This is a genomic window from uncultured Microbulbifer sp. (genome assembly GCF_947498635.1).
GTDB lineage: Bacteria > Pseudomonadota > Gammaproteobacteria > Pseudomonadales > Cellvibrionaceae > Microbulbifer > Microbulbifer echini.
The window spans coordinates 89,114-110,518 of record NZ_CANMKV010000006.1 but is presented as its reverse complement, the minus strand read 5'-3'; the positions used below and the strand labels follow the sequence as shown (position 1 = coordinate 110,518).

Here is a 21,405-nt window from a genome sequence, read left to right as displayed (position 1 = left end):
GGGGCTGTTTATTTCGACCTAAAGTCAGTGTCAGGTCATTTTTTTTACCGCCTGCAGCGCGGGTTATCTCGTCGTTATGCCTCATAGACCATGAACGACACTGAACTTTTACAGCATCTTTCTAGCCAGCAGGATCCATTAGAAGGGGCATCAGTAAAACTTGCTAGTTTCGAGTACCAGGATTACATAGATGATGTGTTAGCCGAATACTTTGATATTGTCAATATTTTGAAAACCATTGATGAAGATAACGGAGTGTATGTGCTCCATTTTGGTCAAATTTCTGCTCTGTCGACTTTAAATTCCGCTCTTGCAGGAATTAACAAGTTTTATAACTAGCACAGGAAAATCTACAAAAGTATCTAATATGGACACTAAAGTAAAAATTCAAAACAAGGTGTGGTTGTCGCACCCTTTGGCTGCTGAGACGGCCCTCTGCGTGGTCCGCCCAATACTTGCCGTTAAGTGTTTATGAAGATCCGATATCGCAATTTCACAAGAGGCGGTCATAGCTATCCCTGGGCTGCAAATGTTCCAAACGAGTTGATTCGTAAACCAAAGTTATTACTTATCTGGGAGTTCGCTCAGTTTGTAATTGCGCTAGTTTGGGGGGCGCTGTAATTGTAAACGCGGATTCATGGCTTGGTTGGGCGCAAATACTCATTCCAATAGGCTTTCTTCTTTCCGCATTATGCTTGGCGCTTGATAAGCATTTCTACAGGTTGCTCTCGGTCCTGTCTATATTATCAACGCTGCTTTTGATAGTTTATCTAAGTGTTAAAGAAAATGTATTCGTTCCTGGTATTTTACTCGGCATAACGTTGATAGCTCTTTCAAGCTATATGTTTATTAAACATAAGGCACGGACGTATTTTAAATGGTGCAAGTCCACTTCAGGGCACGCTTAAATCGGGTAGCCGTTAGTTTCTAGCATCAGCCCTCACAACACAAAGTAGCGGCTGTTATGACTCAGCAGCATCAATGAAGCGAACGATTCTATTTATTTTTAAATAGTGCTAATAGGCTGCACCGCAACTGGGCCAGCGTTTGATCAGGTTGCCGAGCTGAAGAATGAAAAGGCCATAGTCTATATTTTCCGCCAACCATTATTTTACAAATTTGGAATCTGCCCTGATTTGATTATCGACCAAAAAGAAATTAGCTGCCTCAAGAATAAAGGGTTCTTTGAGGCAGAATTGGAGTCCGCTAATCATACCGTTTTCTTCGATAAAAGAGCTTGGGAGTCGGACAAAGATCTTCGCACAAATATTTCAAGTGAAGCCGGCGAATTGTATTTTTACGAATATGGTCAGATTATGACCGGAATGTTTGCAGCCCCAGGATCTGCTTCAGTCTCAGGAGCAGAGGACTTTTATCGTAAAACTAGGGAGCATTCGGTAGCCATGCTAAAACTAAACCATGTCCGGCTTTGTTTATAGCTTAGGTAAACACCGTTAGCACAAGAAATCGACAAATCGTCAGTTTTAGAAGAGAAACAAACAGTCAGACTGACGCAGAAAATCATGAAGTGGCTTAAGATAAGCCACTTCAATCACAAACGACTAATATCCGCTAAAGGGGCAACTGTATAGGTTTTTCATTAACCTTAAACTCGCTGTCTTTCAGGCTGATATTAGAGCTGTAGCTGTCATTGGTTGATACTAACAAACCTTGTTGCTCAAGTGACTCTAATATGGTCGGTACTTGTTGAGCAGCTACTTGCTCCAGCTGCTCTTCACTCATGCCTTGAGTTTGCGGGTTATTTTTCAATTGAACTTTCATCACTTGTACGGCCATAAATTCAATCAGGGCTTTATCCCCGCTTAGTTTGCCGTCAACTAAGGCATGTGACAGCCAGAAAGTCCGATCTAGTGATTGCTCCGGTAACGCGCTAATGCCAACTAAGCTAGCATGAAGGTTACTGTTAAAGCTACCTTGCGGGAAAGTACCACGTAAGCTGGTAATATTCACTTGAGGCTCGCCGCCCACTAAAGATAACAGATTAGCGCTCATAAACTCCATAGCCTTAGCTCCTGCGTCTTCAGCAGGCAGCGTATTGACTGAGTTGGCAAAATCCTGATAAGACTTCAAAAATTCTTGGCTGATATTGGCGAGCTCAATCTCAAGGGCCAGATCTTCACCATGGAAATCAGCTATTTCGACCTTTTTAGAGCCGTAGGCAACCTGTATATTTCCCTGTTGTTTTTCTTGGTTGAATTCAGTACTGGCCTTTACATATAGGTCAGCAATGTCAATATTTTCGTTTTGTTCACTATCATTTAACCTGACCGCACCAAAATTAATTTTTGTATCAGAATCATAAAAAGCACTTTCAAATATTGCCTTAAGGGAGGAAGGCATGGTCATATCCATAGTCAACCTTTCAACGTTGACGTCCCTTAACTCAGAAGTGACGGTAAGACTATCGGCACCTCCGTGGTAAGTTAGTTGCCCATCCTGATATTGCCCTTTACCCTGAAAACCGCTGAAAGTTAACTGAGCTTTATGATCTTCAATATCAGTAGTAAATGGCGTAATGCTATCGTTATAGTAATAACTACCTAGAGCATTCATATTGCCATGAACCAGGTAAAAAGGAGTTTGCTCAGCCCATACCAAATGTTCACGTAATTGATCACCGGCAACTTCTAGCGTCCAGCCAAGCCATCCGAAACCGGCATGTTCACCGAAGCGAAAGGGGCCATGGGAAGCACTGAAATCTACTTCTACAGAAAAAGGTTCAAGTTCAGGGGTATCTGATACATCCGAGAAGGCATTGAGATCCATGCTTATTAAAAAGGTGGTCTGGGTTGAAAACCAGGATGAATCCATGTTTTTTACTTCAACCGTGTATGCCGAATTTTTATTCGCGGCAGTGACTATTTCATCAATGGATGACTCAAGTTGAATGCCGGCAATTTTCGGTGCAACAACACCAGTAAGCACTGCTGCTGGAAGCAATACACTTAATAATTTCTTCATTAAGATAAATCCAAACTACAAATGGGCTGAGAAATAAGTCTATTATTATCTCATATTAACAAGCAACTGTAAGACAAAATATAAAAATTTTGTTCTTTCTTGATGTAAACTACAAACGGACGTCCCTATAACAACAACATGTAAAGCGGGCTTAATGAAACTTACCACGTATTGTCCTAAATGTTGGGGGCGGGAAGCCTTCCTCGTCGAAAATGCGAACGCTGTGCTCAATTGTAATTGGTACATATTTTTATGTTCTATAAAAGATCGTGTAAATGTAACCGTTAGCGAGTTGAGATTCAGCTTGCCCAGCTACTCGAAAGTATAAATCATGTATTTGCTAGCGGCTTCCTCCCCACAAGATCTCACAGTATTGCAGTTGCCATTCGCTTGTAGTTAGCATTTAATGGAACCCATTAAATGTTAACTACCTATATGAGACTTTTACCCCATTAGTCCACGCCCATACTAAGCGTACCAATTCAATCAACTACGTGCCTTTGGCATCGGACCGGCATACCGTCAGCCGGTTGTTGAGGCATTAGGGCATAAATATGAGGACATAATGAATAAATTAGCTCCAACAGCAAGCACTGTAATTTCAATATTTCTTTTTCTATATACAACTATAGTATTCGGCAACTCTCTCCCTAAATCGAAAATTCAATCTCAGACACCCGTCTGCAGTGAAAATCGTTCACCATACCGCGACCTGGATTTTTTGGTTGGCCGCTGGGATTTTTTTACGATGGATGGAAAAAAAATCGCTGCTCAAGTTTATTCTAAAAAAGAGCAAGGCTGCCTTATCCATGAAGACTGGTCGACATTATTCGGTGGTACTGGGACAGGGATGAATTTTGTGGATCCTGCTACCGGAAAGTGGCGACAAGTATGGATGAGCCCTCGCTATCATATAGATTACTCTGGTGGTTTAGTTGAAAATGGTGATTTTGTATTAGAGGGTCGCATCTATCCGAATAATGGTGAACCTGTATCTGCCATAAGGGGAGTTTATTCACGGCAAGCCGATGGTTCCGTAGTGAAGGAGTTTCTAACGTTCGATGAATCAACCAAAATATGGAAGCGATTTTTTATAGGCGTAGCTCGTAGGAACTTAGAGAAAGAAGAGTAATGTGAGGGTATTTATTGTCCTAAATCGGGGGGCCGGTAGTTTCTAGCTACCGGCCCCTAGACCACCCATCATACGGGTCCGCAATGGGCGGCTCCTATTAGTTATGAATCTCTACCCAACGATACTGTCGAGCAGCTCTTCATTTGAGTAGAGTATCATGGCAATACGCTACTTCTGAGTCAGCGGCCACTCTGACAACTTCATAGCAGTAAGTTAAACAGATCTCCCCAGATAAGAACGTGAGCTTTCACTACACAACTGCCTCATTGACTCCGCCCGTTAGATCACCCGGCTTCGGTGCCCTTGGTCACCTCGCCTCCAGGCTAAGCCTTATAGGATTTTTCTTTTCGTCAACTCGTAGTTTTGCTAGCAGCTTCCTCCCACAGGACTTCATGGTGTTGCAGTTGCCATTCGCTAGTAGTTAGCATTGGATAGAATCCATTAAATATTGATCTTCCTACAGGGGACTTTCACCTCATTACTCCACACCCATACTGGGCGTATCAACCCAACCAACTACGCGCCTTCGGCGCCCCACAACTTACACTTCGCAGCGTTGCAGCTGCAAGTTATTGAGGCAGTATGTAAAAACCCAGCCCCTGACCTGTGAGGCCATCGTCGCAATTGAAGATGGCCGCGTTGAGTTCATCCCGAAAACTACGAAAACATGGATTTCTCCTGGATACGCGATATCCAGGACTGGGGTATTTCCCGTCAGCTGTGGTGGGTCCACCACATCCCCGCCTAGTACGACAGCGAAAGCAACCGCAGGAAGAGGCTGTGCGCGAGAAGCATGATCTGGGTGCTATGTGACTTTGTCTGGGTCGAGAACGCCTCCTACGCCGTTAAGAAAGGCGCCCGCCGCACCCTGATCCGCGTACTGGAAACCATTTTGTGCTTGGCGCACCCGCTGATGACCTATATCACCGAGGGAATCTGGCAGCGCGTAAAAACCCTGGCTGGCGCCGAGGGCGAAAACATCAGGCTGCTGCACCACCCGGAGTCCAACGCCAACAAAGTCGATAAAGAGGCGGAAGCGGCCATTGCCTGGTCGAAGCAGGTGATCGAAGGGGTGCGTAATATCCCTAGAGAAATGAATATTTCCCCCGCTAAGAAAATCCCTCTGATTTTACGTGGCGGCTCCTCACGAGATAACGAATTGCTGAACCAAGCGCAAAGTCTTCTGACCAAACTGGCTAGTCTGGAAAATATCACTTGGCTGGAAGCCGGTGAGAACGCTCCAGCCTCCGCCACCGCCCTGGTGGGCGATATGGAACTGCTGGTCCCATGGCCGGCCTAATCGATATCAAGGCCGAAAGCGCACGCCTGCAAAAGGAAATCGACAAGCTCGTAAAAGATCTGTCACGTGTCGAGGGCAAACTGAACAATCCAAAGGTTGTCGACAAGGCGCCGGCCGACGTCGTTGCCAAAGAAAAAGACAGACTCACAGAAATGAAAAATGCCTAGGATCGCCTGTAGCAACAGTTAGTGGAAATCAGCAATCTGTAACCAAGGTTCATTCCATTAACCGGATGACACCGGAACAGGAGGCTCAACTCCCTGTTCCATCCCGCCAGTTTTTTAGTTTGGCCTGTTTAGCTTCGGCTACTTTTTTCCTTCAGTTTTTTGTCTCGTCAATTTTATCTCAACTCCATTCCTAGACCACCAATCTCACTGTCGTTAATTTTTACAGAATCTCCCCTCATAAAAACATAAACCGTAATAAATAAACGGTCCAACGCAAAACTGGCGCAATCTGCCGCAAGGCCTTATAAACAGTAAACGGCCAGACAAGCGCGTTGGGATTACAGTGTATTCCCTACAACAGGTGCAGAGCCAAAAAATAAAAATCCCTTATTCAATCTATTTTCATTTTCCAGAAACGTTTCCCATCAAAATTAACTCAGTGATTTTCACTGCGGTATCGATGATCCACTCGGGCCAGGGCCCGGCAGAACAGCGGGGAAAAGGAAGTTGAACTACCCAGAGCAACTCAATCCAGAAGTGTGGCCACTCATCGTTTACTGTGCCGCTGTAATCGCTCTCATCGTATTGATGCTCAGCCTATCTTATTTCCTCGGGCAAAAACGCCGAGATCCTGCAACCGATGAGCCCTTCGAGTCGGGGATTATCTCACAGGGTAGCGCACGCCTACGTATTTCAGTCGCCTACTATCTTGTTGCCATTTTATTCATTGTTTTCGATCTGGAGGCTATCTATCTCTTTAGCTGGTCTATTGCGTTCTACGAAACCGGGCTACTCGGTTTTATAGAAGCCACTATTTTTATCGTGATTCTGTTGGTGGGATTGATCTACCTTTGGCGCTTGGGCGCCCTGGAATGGGGTGGTCATCAGAAGAGCCTGAGCGACCATAAAAATCATCAATAAAAGACTGACTGGAAAAAATCATGCGCTGGCAGCTGAGTAAAGCCGAAAAGGTAATCGCCACCGACTCCCACCAGGAGAACAGCGAAGATCTGGGAGAGGAACTGCAGAAAAATATCTTACTCGGCAAGCTGGAAGAGCTGGTCGCCTGGGGCCGATCCAATTCACTTTGGCCATTTAATTTTGGGCTCTCCTGCTGCTACGTAGAAATGGCCACTGCGTTTACCAGCCGACACGATATTTCTCGATTCGGTGCTGAGGTTATCCGTGCAACACCACGACAGGCAGACCTGATTGTTATCTCCGGTACGGTATTTTTGAAAATGGCTCCGGTAATCCAGCGCCTCTATGAACAAATGATTGAGCCTCGCTGGGTAATTTCCATGGGTTCCTGCGCCAACTCAGGGGGCATGTACGATATTTATAGCGTTGTACAGGGCGTCGATAAATTCCTCCCCGTCGATGTATACGTCCCTGGCTGCCCCCCCCGGCCCGAGGCGTTGTTGCAAGGCCTCACCCTTCTACAAAAATCGGTCGCAGCTGAGCGCAGAAGTCTCAGCTGGGTTGTAGATGAACAGGGTACCAGGCAGATTCCTAAACAGAGCCAGCGTGATTTACACCGGGAGGAACGGATGCGCACAGAAATATTGCGTGCGCCAGATACGGTCTAACTGCACTTTAACTTTTCATACAAAACAATAACAACGGGAAAACCGATGACTGGCGTTATAGCGAAGAGCGTGCATCGTGAAACGGCCTATAGCAAGGAGGCTGGTGTATTCCTACGGAATCTCGACCAGGAGTATCGTTTCCATAACTACTGGCTGCAGCCCGACAGCGGTGACATGCCAACCCTGTGGGTTGATACCCAATCCTTAATTCCTCTTTTGCGCTTCCTTAAGCTGGAAATTTCTCGCCCATTCGCCATGCTCTACGACATCAGCGCCATCGATGAGCGGCTGCGAGTAAACCGGGGCGAAGGACCGGAAAAACAACCCAGCAGCGACTTCACGGTGGTCTATCAGCTCCTGTCTTTTACCCGAAATTTGTTTATTCGCATCAAGATAGCACTGCCCGAAGCCAACCTCTCACTCCCATCAATATCTGCTGAGTGGGAAAACGCCAACTGGTATGAGCGAGAGGTCTGGGACCTCTTTGGAATCCACTTTGACGGCCATCCAAATCTGTGCCGGATCATGATGCCAACAACTTGGAAAGGGCATCCCCTGCGCAAAGATCACCATGCCCGCGCCACTGAGGTAGACCCCTTTAGCCTGTCTGAAGAAAAGGAACGCAAGGAGCAGGAGGCTTTGCTGTTCCGCCCTGAAGACTGGGGCATGGCCCGTGCCAGTGAAGATGCGGAGTTTATGTTTCTCAATCTTGGGCCCAATCACCCCAGCGTGCACGGCGTTTTTCGTATAGCCCTGCAACTTGACGGTGAGCAGATTGTGGATGCCGTACCAGATATTGGCTACCACCACCGTGGCGCCGAAAAAATGGCTGAGCGTCAGGCCTGGCACACTTACGTCCCATATACAGACCGTATCGACTACCTGGGTGGGGTGATGAATAACCTGCCCTACGTAATGGCCCTGGAACAACTCGCTGGGATTCAGGTTCCCGAACGCGCGCAGATTATCCGAGTGATGTTGTGCGAGTTTTTCCGAATCTCCAGCCATCTGGTATTTTTTGGCACCTTTGCCCAGGATGTTGGGCAGATGTCACCGGTCTTTTATATGTTTATCGACCGGGAGAAACTCTTTGGTATTGTTGAGGCGATCACTGGCGGGCGCATGCACCCCGCATGGTTTCGCATTGGTGGCGTGGCCCAGGACCTTCCGGAAGGTTGGGATAAAATGGTACGGGAATTTCTTGATTACATGCCCGCACGATTACGCGACTACGACGGCATGGTGATCAAGAATAAACTGCTACAAAAACGCACTCGCGGGATAGGTGTCTACAATACCGCTGAAGCCATGGAGTGGGGGGTTACAGGTCCCGGCTTACGTGCCACCGGGCTTGAATGGGATCTACGTAAAAAGCGTCCCTACAGTAGTTATGAACAATTTGAATTTGATATTCCCAGTTATGATGGAGGTGACTGTTTCGACCGCTGCCGGGTGAGGGTCGATGAGATGTGGCAAAGCTTGCGTATTATTCGCCAGTGTCTGGAAAATATGCCTGCGGGACCGTATAAATCCGACCACCCACTCACCACGCCGCCACGAAAGGGGCGGACCATGCAGGACATAGAAACTCTCATCCAACACTTTGTAAACAATAGCTGGGGTCCGGTAATGCCAGCCGGTGAAGTGTGCTTTCCTATTGAGGCCACTAAGGGATTAAATAGTTATCAAATTGTGAGTGATGGGGGAACAACTTCATACAGGACCAGAATACGCACGCCCTCATTTCCACACTTGCAAATGATTCCATTGATGTCTCGGGGACTGCTAATCGCCGATTTGATTGCGATTATTGCCAGTATTGACTTTGTCATGGCTGACGTTGACCGCTAATAAAAAAGTGACCAAAGCTCACATAAGCGGAGAGGACCAGTGAAGCTCACAGTTCTATGTCATAAGGCCGCGAAACCAGCGGGCGGCAATAGAATTTTCTAAATGCCTCCACGTTATCGCCAGAGGAGGCGCAAATGTCCAGCTTATTAGAACCGGAACCAATTGAAGTAATGGAGCATAGTAACAGCGATCCAGACAAAATCTCCGCAATCCTCACCGATGAGGAAAAATTGGAAATTGACGAGGAGGCCAAACACTATGAAGGAAAATCCTCCGTGGGTTTAGAAGCACTCAGAATCGTCCAAAAACATCGGGGCTGGATTTCGGACAACAGCATTCACGCCATTGCAAACTATCTGAAGATTCCTGTAACCCAACTGGAAAGTGTGGCGACCTATTTTCAACTGATATTTCGCCAGCCAGTCGGTAAGGAGGTCATTTACTTATGTAAAAGCGCAAGTTGTTGGGTAATGGGGTGCGACCAACTTCAAAAACATATTTGCCAGAGTCTGGAAATAAAGCCCGGTGAAACCTCCAAGGACGGGATATTTACCCTGTTGGAAATGCCCTGTCTTGGGGACTGCGACAAAGCACCGGTATTGATGTTGGGCGAGGAGATGTACAGAAATCTCGATGAAGACACTATCGACACGTTAATCGATAAAAAGAAACAACTTCATGCTGACAAATCCACTGACTAAAAATATCACTGGGAAAAATATCGCAGCTGACATCGCCAGTTATTTGGCGAATGATGGCTATGCGGGGTGGCGTAAAGCACTCACCATGGAGCCGAATAACATTGTCACTCTCGTAAAGGATGGCGGGCTTCGCGGACGTGGCGGTGCGGGATTTAACACCGGTCTCAAATGGAGTTTTGTTCCCCATGGTGAGGACGCACCGAAGCAAAAATTTATAGTCTGTAATGCCGATGAAATGGAACCCGGTACTTTCAAAGACAGACTCCTAATGGAAAGGGATCCTCATCTATTGCTTGAAGGTATGGCCATTGCTGCCTATGCCATAGGGGCGTCGATTGGTTATATTTTTATTCGCGGCGAATACCACCTGGCGGCAGAGCGCTTGGAATTGGCTATCAATGAAGCTAAATCCCAGGGTCTTCTCGGCAACAATATTCTCGACAGTGGTTTTTCCCTGGATATTTTTATTCACCGCAGTGCTGGTAATTACATCTGTGGAGAAGAAACGGCGCTTCTCAACGCCCTGGAAGGGCGCCGTGCAATCCCCAGGGCTAAACCACCATTTCCGCAGGTGAGCGGTTTGTGGGGCAAACCCACGGTGGTAAACAATGTAGAGACCTTCTGTAATATCCCCCACTTGGTTGCTCTCGGGGTCGACTGGTATCGAGGACTTGGACTGGAGCAAGATGCTGGCAGCAAAATTTTTGGGGTAAGCGGTAAAGTTAAGAACCCAGGTACCTGGGAACTGCCCATGGGCACCCCGATCCGGGAAATCATTGAGCAGCATGCCGGTGGCATGCGCGACGGACTGAGACTTAAAGGCTTTCTACCAGGTGGCGGCTCCACGGATTTCTTGGGACCGGATCATCTGGATCTACCCATGGATTACGATGTAATCGGCAAAGCTGGTAGTCGTATGGGCACAGGTACCATCATAGTCCTGGACGATAAAACTTGTCCTGTCGGGCTGGTACTAAACCTATCCCAGTTCTTTGCTCGCGAATCCTGTGGTTGGTGCACCCCCTGTCGCGATGGTCTTCCATGGATTGTCAAAGTATTGCAGCGAATTGAAGATGGCGAGGGCTTACCCGAGGACCTAGATCTATTACGTGAACAGTGTCAAAGGATTGGTCCTGGAAAAACCTTCTGTGCTCTGGCCCCTGGTGCGGCGGAACCGCTACAAAGTGCATTGAAACTGTTCGAACAGGATTTTATTGATCATATTACCAACCGGTGCTGTCCGTACAAATAGTACTCACAGGGTTTGCGATAAAACCTTACAACACCGATACAAAAATAATGGACTAGCGATGCCAACCATTACAATCGACGGCGAAAAATACCAAGTAGATGGTGATCAGAATCTACTCAGTAGCTGCCTGACGCTAGGATTAAATATTCCCTATTTTTGTTGGCACCCCGAAATGGGCTCTGTAGGCGCCTGTCGACAATGCGCCATGATCGAATACAAAGACAGTGAAGATCAATCGGGCCGTTTGATCATGAGCTGCATGACCCCAATCCGGGATGGGGGTATTTATAGCGTGAATGCCGAGATGGCCAAGGAGTTTCGTGGAGGAATTATCGAAGACTTGATGACCAACCATCCCCACGATTGTCCCGTGTGTGAAGAGGGGGGAGAGTGTCACCTGCAGGACATGACAGAAATGTCAGGCCACACTATGCGCCGTTATCGAGGTAGCAAACGCACACATCGTAATCAATATCTCGGACCATTTATCAATCATGAAATGAACCGCTGTATCACCTGTTATCGTTGCGTCAGATTTTACAATGAATACGCTGGGGGAAACGATTTACAGGCCCTTGGGAGAAATCATCAAATTTATTTTGGTCGACAAGAAGAAGGGCGGCTTGAGAACGGTTTTAGTGGTAACTTGGTTGAGGTCTGCCCCACAGGAGTGTTTACTGATAAAACCTTCAGTGCACATTTCGTGCGGAAATGGGACCTGCAAACCGCTCCCTCAATTTGTGAACACTGCGCTGTGGGCTGCAATACCGCACCTGGGGCACGAGAATCCAGCAATAATCTTGATCCAATTCTGAGGCGTATCACCAATCTCTACCATCACGATATCAACGGTTACTTCCTATGCGACCGTGGGCGTTTTGGATATGAGTACGTCAATAGCGCCACACGCATTGATAAAGTGCTTAGTGTGCGAGATGAAGATCTCATCGGTTCTACCGCCGATAATAAAGACATCTTACACAAGGAAATTAATCCACAGGATGCTGTCTTGAATTTATCGGTACAAATTACGGCAGCACAACGTCAACTACGGCGAATTATCGGTATTGGCTCACCACGGTCATCACTAGAAAATAATTTTGCCCTCCGACAGTTAGTGGGGGCAGATCACTTTTACTCTGGACTGAATTATCTCGACCAGGAAGTGCTTCAGTTGGTCAACAGCTTACAAAGCGATGACAGAATTCTAAGCCCCAGCACACCAGAAATAGAGACCTCCGATGCAGTTTTAATTATTGGTGAAGATATTTACAACACGGCACCACGCATTGCCCTTGCCGTGCGCCAGGCAGCGCGCAATCGGCAAAAACAAGCTGCGCAATCATTGAAGATTCCCCTGTGGCAGGATGCCTCGGTAAGACAGCTGGAGGAAGAGCACAGTCCAATCATCTTTATTGGAACAGCCCTTAGTAATCTCGATGATATTGCCGATGCCACACTGTTTGAGTCACCGCAAAAAACTGCACTGTTTACCCATGCCCTCGCCCAGGAAATCTCCGGTTACAAAGCACCGAATCTGAAGATGCCCCCGCACCTGCAGGAAATGGTGAAACGCACAGCAGCGATACTTCTCAAAGCCGGTAAGCCACTTATAATTTCTGGAACATCCGGAAAACATCCAGGCACTCTGCAGGCGGTAGCGGAATTATCCCGCGCGTTGAGTGATGACAAGAAGACGCCAACAAAACTGTATTTGGCTTGCAGTGAAGCGAACAGCCTGGGACTTACACAGCTCTTTAATGGGACAGAAGGAAATCTACAACAACTTGTGCAAACGCTTACTGATCAGAGATCGGCGAATATACCCACAAGTCTGATCATATTGGAAAATGATCTCTATCGGCGATTGGATAAACATTCCGTTGAAAAATTATTTTCACTAGTGGATGAAGTTATTCTATTAGATACTCTGCTGACACCTACCGCGAAACGCGCTAACTGCATTTTTCCCGCATCGGCAACGGCAGAGTCCCAGGGAACCTTTGTAAACAATAATGGCTTGGCTCAGCGCTTCTATGCCGTCTACGAAGGCAAAGGGTTTATTCAGGAAAGTTGGCGTTGGTTGGTGGATGCTGTGGATTTTTGTACGGAGACATGTGAAAACCTTTCTGTGCTGAAAGAGTGGAAACACAGTACAGATATCAGCGACGCCATTGCCAGGGAATTCCGGGTTTTGCGCGTACTAGATGAACTCGGTCCAGATGAGAACTTTCGCATTGATGGACTTAGGATTGCTCGTCAAAGTTCCCGCTATAGTGGTCGCACTGCGATCCACGCCCAAGAGCATGTTTCTGAAACACCGCCAATCAATGATCCTGACGCTCCGATGAGCTTCAGTATGGAAGGCATTCATAATCCAAATAAAACCCAACTGCAAGCCAACATCTGGTCACCAGGTTGGAATTCCAACCAATCAATCTTTAAATTTCAGGAACAAGTTGGTGGCGAACGAAAGGGTGGCCCTTCAGGAAAAATGATCGAGCGACCTAGGCACCCTATACCGGATTGGACAAACACTTTAGAAAAATCACCACAACCACCCAATTCTATGCAAATGCTGCCCATCTATCGTCTGTTCGGTTCAGAGGAACTCAGCAATCAGTCAATGGCCATTTCTGAACTTATTGAAGCGCCGTTTGTATTGATAAACCCAAAAGAGATGACGCAACACGGCGTGAACGAAGGGGAGCTGGTGGATATTGAAACAAGCAGTGGCATCTATCGTACGGAGATACGAAGGTGCAATACCACCCCAGAAGGTTGTATTGGAGTACCGTACGGGTTACCAGGACTTGAAACCCTAGCAGCATTGATGCCCGGTTATGCCACCCTAAGGCCTGCCGCGACTCATTCAATTGCTGGAGTTGAGAACTAATGACTACATCAATTTGGATCACACTACTAAATATTTTTGGCGTACTTATCGTAACGGTACTACTGGCTGCAATACTCACCTGGGGGGAGCGACGCCTTCTCGGTTTCTGGCAAGATAGACCAGGGCCAAATCGGGTGGGGCCCTTCGGCACAATGCAGGTCATGGCCGATATGATCAAGCTTTTCTTCAAAGAAGACTTTATTCCGCGTTTTGCTGATATCCCAGTTTTTGTTCTTGCACCAACCGTAGTCATGGCAACCATGTTGATCGCCTTTGGGGTTGTGCCCATGTCACCAAATATTGGTGTAGCGGATCTCAATATTGGACTACTGTTTGTACTGGCAATGAGTTCCATCGCGGTTTACAGCATCATTCTCGGCGGTTACGCATCCAACAATAAATACGCTCTACTCGGTGGGCTACGCGCCGCGGCACAAACGGTATCCTACGAAGTATTTATGGGATTGAGCTTAATGGGGGTTGTGATGATGTCCGGCAGCTTTAACCTGCGAGATATTGTCAATGCGCAGGCAGAACTCTGGTTTATTGTTCCTCAATTTCTAGGCTTTTTTGTTTTCTTTATTGCTGGTATCGCGGAGAGCCGCAGAACCCCCTTTGACCTGCCCGAAGCTGAACATGAATTGACAGCAGGTTTTCATACAGAATACTCAGGCATGAAATTCGGAATGTTCTTTGTCGGTGAATATCTCGCCGTTATTCTGATCGCCGCATTAATCACTACTTTATTTCTCGGCGGATGGCATGGACCCTGGTTGCCACCCATTATTTGGTTTTGCCTGAAGACTGCGTTATTAGTAGCCATTTTCATCCTGTTACGCGCATCATTGCCACGCCCAAGATACGATCAGCTGATGAAATTTGGCTGGAAAGTCATGCTCCCCTTGTCACTAGCCAATCTGCTAGCAACTGCTGGAGTACTACTATGGACTGCCTAGAAGCTTCTACGTTTTTCCTTAAAAACACCGGAGAGGAAAAATGATCGCAAGCCAAATTAGAAGCATGTGGCTAGTTTTCAAGCACCTTTTTCGGCGCAATGTAACGGTTCAATACCCTGAGGAAAAGCCCTACTTGGCACCTCGCTACCGGGGAAGAATTATATTAAGTCGCGACCCCAATGGGGATGAACGTTGTGTTGCCTGCAATCTCTGTGCGGTGGCTTGCCCTCCTGACTGTATTTCACTTCAAAAAACTGAGGATCCAGATGGCCGGTGGCGGCCGGAATATTTCCGTATAAATTTTTCCCGCTGCATAATGTGCGGTCTTTGTGAAGACGCATGCCCCACTTATGCCATCCAGCTCACTCCAGATTTCGAAATGTGCGAATACGATCGGCAAAATATGGTTTATGAAAAAGAGGACCTTTTGATCGACGGACCAGGAAAATATCACGACTATAGTTTCTACCAGGTGGCCGGAAAGGCAATAGCCGGAAAAGATAAGGGAGAGGCTGATAATGAAGCAGAGCCAATTAACATAAAGAGCCTTAACTTATAGAGACAGATTGTATAGCCGAAAAAAATGCAACCCCCAAGAAATAGGGACACTTTTTCAGTCAGCCATTTAACCATAAAAAGATAGCCTCTTATAGAAATCAATAAAAATACAACCAACAGTCCGAATCTTGCATAAGGGTTGTAGTTTTTGATCATAAGTTCTGATCATGTAGTGCAGCAACCTCTCAAACCAATAACAGCTATACATAAGAGGGAGCCCATATGAACTTCATTTTCTATATCACAGCAGCTATAGCGGTGGCAGCCACCACTATGGTAATTTTTCACCGCAATGCTGTGCATGCCCTTCTTTATCTTGTCACCTCGCTGTTAGCGATTGCTGTAATTTTCTACCAATTTGGAGCGCCACTCGCCGCCGCATTGGAAGTGATTATTTATGCCGGAGCTATTATGGTGCTGATTATTTTCGTGATTATGATGCTTAATCAAGGAGATTCCACAGTTGTACAAGAGCAGGCCTGGCTACAACCCAGAACATGGATTGGTCCTGCACTACTTTCTGCATTATTACTCGTTCAACTGATTTTATTAGTGAGTAATGGACAAATTTCTTCCACCCAAACATTTCACTACATAGGCCCCAAACAAGTTGGGATTGCACTCTTCAGCCACTATGTCCTCGCTGTAGAACTAGCCTCAATGTTATTACTTGCAGGGCTAGTGGGGGCCTTCCACCTTGCTCGACGCAAAAAAATTAATCCAGGGGAATCGAGCAATGCCAATTGAAACTGCACCGGGCCTTGAGGCCGGCGTCTTACTAGCATCTATACTCTTCTGCTTAGGGTTGGCCGGCTTGATGATGCGGCGCAATGTCATATTTATGCTGATGAGTGTGGAAATTTGTACAAATGCTGCAGCCCTCATGTTTGTAGTGGCGGGCGCCCACTGGGGGAATGCGGATGGTCAGGTTATGTTTATATTTGTTGTAACCCTTGCCGCCGCGGAAGTAGCCATTGCTCTTGCTCTGGTTCTGCAATTCTATCATCGTAAACACACTGTCGATATTGATCAACTAAATGAATTGAGAGGTTGATATGCAGGGGCTTTTGGCTTGGGTACCGCTTCTACCGCTGATTGGCTTCCTGACATTGGTTGCTTTTCCACTCTTTAATCGGCACGAACCATCACAAAGAACAGTCGCCTGCATTGGTGTAGGCAGCATCGGTATTGCCGCCCTATTTACCGCAATTGTGGCAATATCTGTTTTCTGGAAAAACCCATCTGAGATTGTCAATATCGCACTCTGGCAGTGGATGCTCGTAGATAACCTAGAGCTGGGCTTTAATTTTTATATTGACTGGCTGACTCTGGTAATGCTGATGGTCATCACCGGAGTCGGCTTCCTGATTCACTTATATTCAGTGGGGTATATGCGAGAAGATGCGGATTTTCGCCGATATTTTGCCTATCTCAATCTATTTGTATGCGCCATGTTAATTCTGGTGATGGCTGATAATCTTGTCTTACTTTATTTGGGCTGGGAGGGTGTTGGACTTTGCAGCTACTTATTAATTGGTTTCTGGTATAAAGAACCAGCCAATGGTGCTGCTGCTCAAAAAGCGTTTATCGTCACCCGTATTGGCGATACCGCGATGGCCATAGGTCTATTCTTACTTTTCTATGAATTTTCCACCCTGAATATTCCACAACTTACCGCTGCGATCGATGGCCCTGATATTAATAACGAAGTAGTCACAGTCGCCTGCCTACTATTACTCGGTGGGGCCGTAGGAAAATCAGCACAACTACCTCTACAGACCTGGCTTCCAGATGCTATGGCAGGCCCAACACCAGTAAGCGCCTTGATTCATGCTGCTACCATGGTCACCGCAGGCGTATACCTAATTGCACGTATGCACCCCTTGTATCTTTTATCAGAAACGGCTATGACCACGGTGGCATTTGTGGGCGCTCTCACACTATTATTGGCTGGTTTTAGTGCAATAGCACAGAGCGATATTAAAAGGGTTCTCGCATATTCCACAATCAGCCAAATCGGCTATATGTTTCTGGCTTTAGGGGTGGGTGCATGGTCTGGAGCAATCTTTCATTTAATAACCCATGCATTTTTTAAGGCCCTACTCTTTCTTTCAGCCGGCTCTGTCATCTTGAGCCTGCATCACGAGCAGAATATTTTTTCAATGGGCGGGCTCTACCGAAAAATTCCACTGACCTTTATATGCTTTACCATTGGCTGCGCCTGCTTGGCAGCCCTACCCTTTACATCGGGCTTTTATAGTAAAGATCATATCTTATTGAGCGCTTGGGAATTTCACCAGGGTATCAACATTTTATGGCTCGCAGGAATACTCGGAGCGTTAGTCACTGGAATCTATAGTTTCCGTGTATTATTTTTGGTGTTTCTAGGCCGAGAGGGATCAGCCTCATCACACTGTAACGATGCCAATACACCTGTGATGACTATACCTCTTTGTATTCTCGCATTACTGGCAATGATTGGTGGCCTATTAGCACCACCGCTACAGGCAGTATTTGGCAGTCGCCCCGATGAGGATCACTCAGCCTGGATTGAGGGTGTCGCTATTGCGATGCCATTAATTGGTCTTGCCATCGCCTGGAAGCTATTTATTTACCAAAAAAAATCTGGCGAGAAACGTTCGTCTATTATGCAATTTTGGTTCTCCGGATGGGGATTTGACTGGCTCTACGAGCATCTGTTGGTAAAACCTTTTAAATCACTGGCCAAGATTAATCACAACGATATTATCGACAACCTATACAAAGGTACTGCTGCGCTGAGCCGGCAGTTGAACGCTCTACTCAGCTCCTCGCAAAATGGTCAGGTGCGCTGGTATCTGGCTACTTTTGCCGTAGGTTCCGTCCTATTCCTGGCACTTCTGGTGGCTCTATGACCCTTCTAGCAATCATTATTATACTGTTTGCAGGCGGCCTACTCGCTTGGCTAGCAGAGCGTTATTTTCAAGCCGGGGGGCGCTGGATAAGCCTAATTAGCCTTTTATTTACAACTGTACTTCTCACAAACTATTCATCATTTATCACTTCAACAGAAGCTATAACTGATAATACTTGGTGGGATAGCTTGAAAATACCATGGATCCCCAGGTTTGGCATCGACTTTTATCTCGCTATTGACGGGCTAAGCTTTTTAATGCTTTCTTTGACCATTGCGATGGGAATTTTCGGGCTTATTATGACCTGGAATGACATCCAGTTTCGCCGAGGGTTTTTCTACTTCAATTACTTATGGACTCTGGCTGGTGTTGCAGGGGTTTTTACCGCTATCGATCTTTTTTTATTTTTCTTTTTCTGGGAAGTCATGCTAATTCCCATGCTTTTTCTTATTGCCGTTTGGGGCTATGAACGACGTATCTACGCTGCGATCAAGTTCTTCATTTTCACACAGGCAAGTAGTCTGTTGATGCTTATCGCAATTGTGGGCTTAGCCTATATTCACTACATAAATTCCGGACAGTTGACCTTCAATTATAATATATTATTAGAGGCCCAGGTACCCTCTGACATTGCCTACTGGTTAATGCTTGGTTTCTTTATCGCATTTATTGTCAAACTCCCAGCATTACCTTTCCATACCTGGTTACCAGATGCTCACACACAGGCTCCAACAGCGGGCAGCATCCTACTCGCGGCAATTCTTCTTAAAACAGGGGCTTACGGCCTATTACGTTTCAATTTACCGCTATTTCCTGAGAGTTCCATATTATTCGCCCCCGTTGCAATGACCATTGGTGCACTCAGTGTTATTTACGGTGCAATGCTAGCCTTTGCACAAAATGACATGAAGCGCCTGGTAGCTTACTCCAGTGTTAGTCATATGGGATTTGTATTACTTGGCCTCTATGCGCTGGACACAATTGCCATACAGGGTGCTGTTATGCAAATGATTGCGCACGGACTGAGTACTGCCGCTTTATTTGCACTCGTAGGTGCTTTACAGCACCGCCTCCATACCAGAGACATGCAACAACTGGGAGGGGTTTGGTCCAAGCTACCCAAGCTATCGGCCGTCGCTCTTTTTTTTGCAGTGGCATCCCTCGGCCTGCCTGGACTCGGTAATTTTGTTGCCGAGTTTACGGTGCTCGTCGGAAGTTTCCGCAGCAATCATTGGCTTACAGCTCTCGCGGCTATCGGCCTTATTGGAGCTGCGCTCTATGCTCTTATTATGATGCAAAGAGTCTTCTTTGGTAAGCTTAACAAACGATTGGAGAAGCCTATCCAAGAGAGCAACACAGCAGATCTCAACGTGCGGGAAACAGGCGCACTGCTTGTGGTTGCCGCATTGCTCGTACTTATCGGGTTACACCCACAACCCATTTTCAATATTTCTGATAAGACCGTGCAAATGTCCGTTAATAAAATTGAGTCTGCATTGAGCTTTCAGAAGTTCCCCCCCAAGATTTCACCTTTACAGGTCCACTCATCCAGGGTTGAGCCCACCTCTATAGAGGATAATACTCCATGAGCGCGCAGGAACTCTTAGCAATACTGCCACTACTGATAATAAGTGCCGGCATTGTTATTTTGTTATTACAGGTATCTTTTTGGAGAGGCCATCGCGGAGCATTGGCAACCACTATACTGACTTTATTGTTAGCAATTATCTCTTGCTTCTGGGTAACAGGTAACTTGCTAGGAGACGTTAGCTCTATACAAGTCACAGCCTTATTACTTGTTGACCATACCTCTTTATTCTTCTGTCTATTACTTTTTCTAACTGCCGTTGCCATCAGCATCATGGGATTCAACTATCTTCGCCTGCGCTGCGATCCGAGAGGAGTCTCAGCTAGTTATCCCGAGGAATTTTATATCCTATTGTTACTCGCAATGCTGGGGGCTAGCACGCTTATTTTCGCCAACCACTTTGCTACTTTTTTTCTTGGATTAGAGCTAATCAGCTTAGCGCTTTACCCAATGCTGGGGTTTGCAGTGACAGGGGAAATTTCACCCAAGTCGGAGCAGTTACAGTCCCTTGAATCTGCCATTAAATATTTGATCCTCTCGGCATTATCCACAGCCCTTGGTTTGTTTGGTATCGCACTAATCTATAGTGCAAGCGGATCGCTCGACTTTAATGCCATAGCTTCGAGGATGACAGAGCTTTCTCAAAGCTCTACTTTATTTGCAACCGGGATCACTTTACTGCTAATTTCTGTTGCCTTTAAATTATCTCTAGTTCCCTTTCATATATGGACTCCAGATGTTTACCAAGGGGCGCCAACACCTACAACCGCCTTGATTGCAACTGTCGGCAAAGGAGCAGTGATAGGATTTTTGCTCCGATTTTTTAACACACTGGATCTCTTTGGGAGCGAGGTGTTAATTGATATGCTGGCTATCGCAGCGATAGCCAGCATGTTAGTGGGAAATCTTTTAGCACTAATGCAGGCCAATATAAAGCGTCTTTTAGCCTACTCGTCTATTAGTCATATTGGTTATTTGATTGTGGCGTTTCTTATTGGTAAAAGTACCTTTGGTACGGAGGCTGTCATCTATTACTTGGTAGCTTATATTGTTACTACGTTAGGGGGTTTCGCAGTTGTAGGATTAGTAGCTGATGCAAACGAAGAGAATATGCTTAGCGGAAAACATCCTCAAGAATTTCTAATAGACGCAAAAAACCCCTACCATCGTGAATTTTACCGCGGACTTCTATGGCGCTCACCCTGGCTAGCTAGCTGTTTTGCCGCCATGCTTCTTTCACTTGCAGGAATCCCATTAACCATAGGTTTTATTGGTAAATTTTATGTGTTCACAGCGGGGGTCGAAGGGCAAATGTGGATACTTTTAGGTGGTGTTGTGGTCGGGAGTGCACTGGGGCTTTTTTACTACCTACGCCTGCTACTTATCATGGTACAGCGCAATGAAACTGCCGAAACCAACAGTAATGGCACTCTAGTAATTGCAACCTCTGGACAATTTTTAATAGCAACCTTGACTGGAGCACTATTATTATTTGGAATATTCCCTCAAATCTTGATCAACTGGATAAATGCACTATAA

Annotated in this window: 20 protein-coding genes; 19 read left to right on the top strand and 1 reads right to left on the bottom strand. The window is 46.3% G+C overall.

Annotated features, from left to right (window positions below; all coding sequences use genetic code 11):
* Window positions 1-90: 90 nt before the first annotated feature.
* Both Q1A69_RS04735 and Q1A69_RS04730 read left to right on the top strand, forming a co-directional pair.
* Entirely contained in the window at window positions 91-339 is a 249-nt protein-coding gene (locus Q1A69_RS04735; RefSeq protein WP_299581864.1) for a hypothetical protein, read from the top strand.
* Between the two features lie 797 nt (window positions 340-1,136).
* Complete coding sequence (locus Q1A69_RS04730; protein WP_299581861.1) at window positions 1,137-1,439, top strand: hypothetical protein; 303 nt, start codon at window positions 1,137-1,139, stop codon at window positions 1,437-1,439.
* Window positions 1,440-1,572: 133 nt separating this feature from the next.
* On the opposite strand, the gene Q1A69_RS04725 is transcribed toward Q1A69_RS04730, so the two are convergent.
* Entirely contained in the window at window positions 1,573-2,982 is a 1,410-nt protein-coding gene (locus Q1A69_RS04725) for a DUF945 family protein (RefSeq protein ID WP_299581858.1), read from the bottom strand.
* 565 nt (window positions 2,983-3,547) lie between these two features.
* Between Q1A69_RS04725 and Q1A69_RS04720 the strand changes: the two genes are divergently transcribed.
* The 17 genes from Q1A69_RS04720 to Q1A69_RS04645 all read left to right on the top strand — a co-directional run bounded on the left by Q1A69_RS04720 (window position 3,548) and on the right by Q1A69_RS04645 (window position 21,405).
* Window positions 3,548-4,114 (top strand): hypothetical protein, encoded by a 567-nt coding sequence (locus Q1A69_RS04720; protein WP_299581855.1) that lies wholly within the window; start codon window positions 3,548-3,550, stop codon window positions 4,112-4,114.
* Between the two features lie 667 nt (window positions 4,115-4,781).
* A complete protein-coding gene (locus tag Q1A69_RS20335; protein ID WP_366525550.1) occupies window positions 4,782-4,862 on the top strand; it encodes a class I tRNA ligase family protein in 81 nt (26 codons plus the stop codon).
* Window positions 4,863-4,907: 45 nt separating this feature from the next.
* Window positions 4,908-5,414: a class I tRNA ligase family protein gene (locus Q1A69_RS04715; protein ID WP_299581852.1), complete on the top strand. Its 507-nt coding sequence runs from the start codon at window positions 4,908-4,910 to the stop codon at window positions 5,412-5,414.
* Window positions 5,402-5,581, top strand: coding sequence for a hypothetical protein (locus Q1A69_RS04710; RefSeq protein WP_299581849.1), 180 nt, complete (start codon window positions 5,402-5,404; stop codon window positions 5,579-5,581). The genes Q1A69_RS04715 and Q1A69_RS04710 overlap by 13 nt, the downstream gene beginning before the upstream one ends.
* 507 nt (window positions 5,582-6,088) lie before the next feature.
* On the top strand, window positions 6,089-6,502 hold the full coding sequence (ndhC, locus tag Q1A69_RS04705; RefSeq protein ID WP_299581846.1) for an NADH-quinone oxidoreductase subunit A: 414 nt from the start codon (window positions 6,089-6,091) through the stop codon (window positions 6,500-6,502).
* 20 nt (window positions 6,503-6,522) lie between these two features.
* Window positions 6,523-7,170, top strand: a complete 648-nt coding sequence (locus Q1A69_RS04700; protein WP_299581843.1) for an NADH-quinone oxidoreductase subunit B — start codon at window positions 6,523-6,525, stop codon at window positions 7,168-7,170.
* Between the two features lie 45 nt (window positions 7,171-7,215).
* Window positions 7,216-9,021, top strand: coding sequence for an NADH-quinone oxidoreductase subunit C/D (nuoC, locus tag Q1A69_RS04695; protein WP_299581841.1), 1,806 nt, complete (start codon window positions 7,216-7,218; stop codon window positions 9,019-9,021).
* Window positions 9,022-9,155: 134 nt separating this feature from the next.
* A complete protein-coding gene (gene nuoE, locus Q1A69_RS04690) occupies window positions 9,156-9,722 on the top strand; it encodes an NADH-quinone oxidoreductase subunit NuoE (protein WP_299581838.1) in 567 nt (188 codons plus the stop codon).
* Window positions 9,700-10,974, top strand: coding sequence for an NADH-quinone oxidoreductase subunit NuoF (nuoF, locus tag Q1A69_RS04685; RefSeq protein ID WP_299581835.1), 1,275 nt, complete (start codon window positions 9,700-9,702; stop codon window positions 10,972-10,974). Before nuoE ends, nuoF begins: the two co-directional genes overlap by 23 nt.
* 58 nt (window positions 10,975-11,032) lie before the next feature.
* Window positions 11,033-13,870 (top strand): NADH-quinone oxidoreductase subunit NuoG, encoded by a 2,838-nt coding sequence (gene nuoG, locus Q1A69_RS04680; RefSeq protein WP_299581832.1) that lies wholly within the window; start codon window positions 11,033-11,035, stop codon window positions 13,868-13,870.
* On the top strand, window positions 13,870-14,826 hold the full coding sequence (nuoH, locus tag Q1A69_RS04675) for an NADH-quinone oxidoreductase subunit NuoH (protein ID WP_299581830.1): 957 nt from the start codon (window positions 13,870-13,872) through the stop codon (window positions 14,824-14,826). Before nuoG ends, nuoH begins: the two co-directional genes overlap by 1 nt.
* A gap of 40 nt (window positions 14,827-14,866) precedes the next feature.
* The gene (gene nuoI, locus Q1A69_RS04670; RefSeq protein WP_299581827.1) at window positions 14,867-15,385 is read left to right on the top strand and encodes an NADH-quinone oxidoreductase subunit NuoI; all 519 of its coding nucleotides are present in this window, start codon (window positions 14,867-14,869) and stop codon (window positions 15,383-15,385) included.
* A gap of 221 nt (window positions 15,386-15,606) precedes the next feature.
* Window positions 15,607-16,131 carry an NADH-quinone oxidoreductase subunit J gene (gene nuoJ, locus Q1A69_RS04665; protein WP_299581824.1) on the top strand — a complete coding sequence of 175 codons (525 nt, stop codon included), beginning with the start codon at window positions 15,607-15,609 and terminating at the stop codon, window positions 16,129-16,131.
* The gene (gene nuoK / locus Q1A69_RS04660) at window positions 16,127-16,438 is read left to right on the top strand and encodes an NADH-quinone oxidoreductase subunit NuoK (RefSeq protein ID WP_366525549.1); all 312 of its coding nucleotides are present in this window, start codon (window positions 16,127-16,129) and stop codon (window positions 16,436-16,438) included. Before nuoJ ends, nuoK begins: the two co-directional genes overlap by 5 nt.
* A 1-nt stretch (window position 16,439) precedes the next feature.
* Window positions 16,440-18,278 carry an NADH-quinone oxidoreductase subunit L gene (gene nuoL, locus Q1A69_RS04655; RefSeq protein WP_299581818.1) on the top strand — a complete coding sequence of 613 codons (1,839 nt, stop codon included), beginning with the start codon at window positions 16,440-16,442 and terminating at the stop codon, window positions 18,276-18,278.
* Window positions 18,275-19,867, top strand: coding sequence for an NADH-quinone oxidoreductase subunit M (locus Q1A69_RS04650; protein WP_299581815.1), 1,593 nt, complete (start codon window positions 18,275-18,277; stop codon window positions 19,865-19,867). The genes nuoL and Q1A69_RS04650 overlap by 4 nt, the downstream gene beginning before the upstream one ends.
* Window positions 19,864-21,405 carry an NADH-quinone oxidoreductase subunit N gene (locus Q1A69_RS04645; protein ID WP_299581812.1) on the top strand — a complete coding sequence of 514 codons (1,542 nt, stop codon included), beginning with the start codon at window positions 19,864-19,866 and terminating at the stop codon, window positions 21,403-21,405. Before Q1A69_RS04650 ends, Q1A69_RS04645 begins: the two co-directional genes overlap by 4 nt.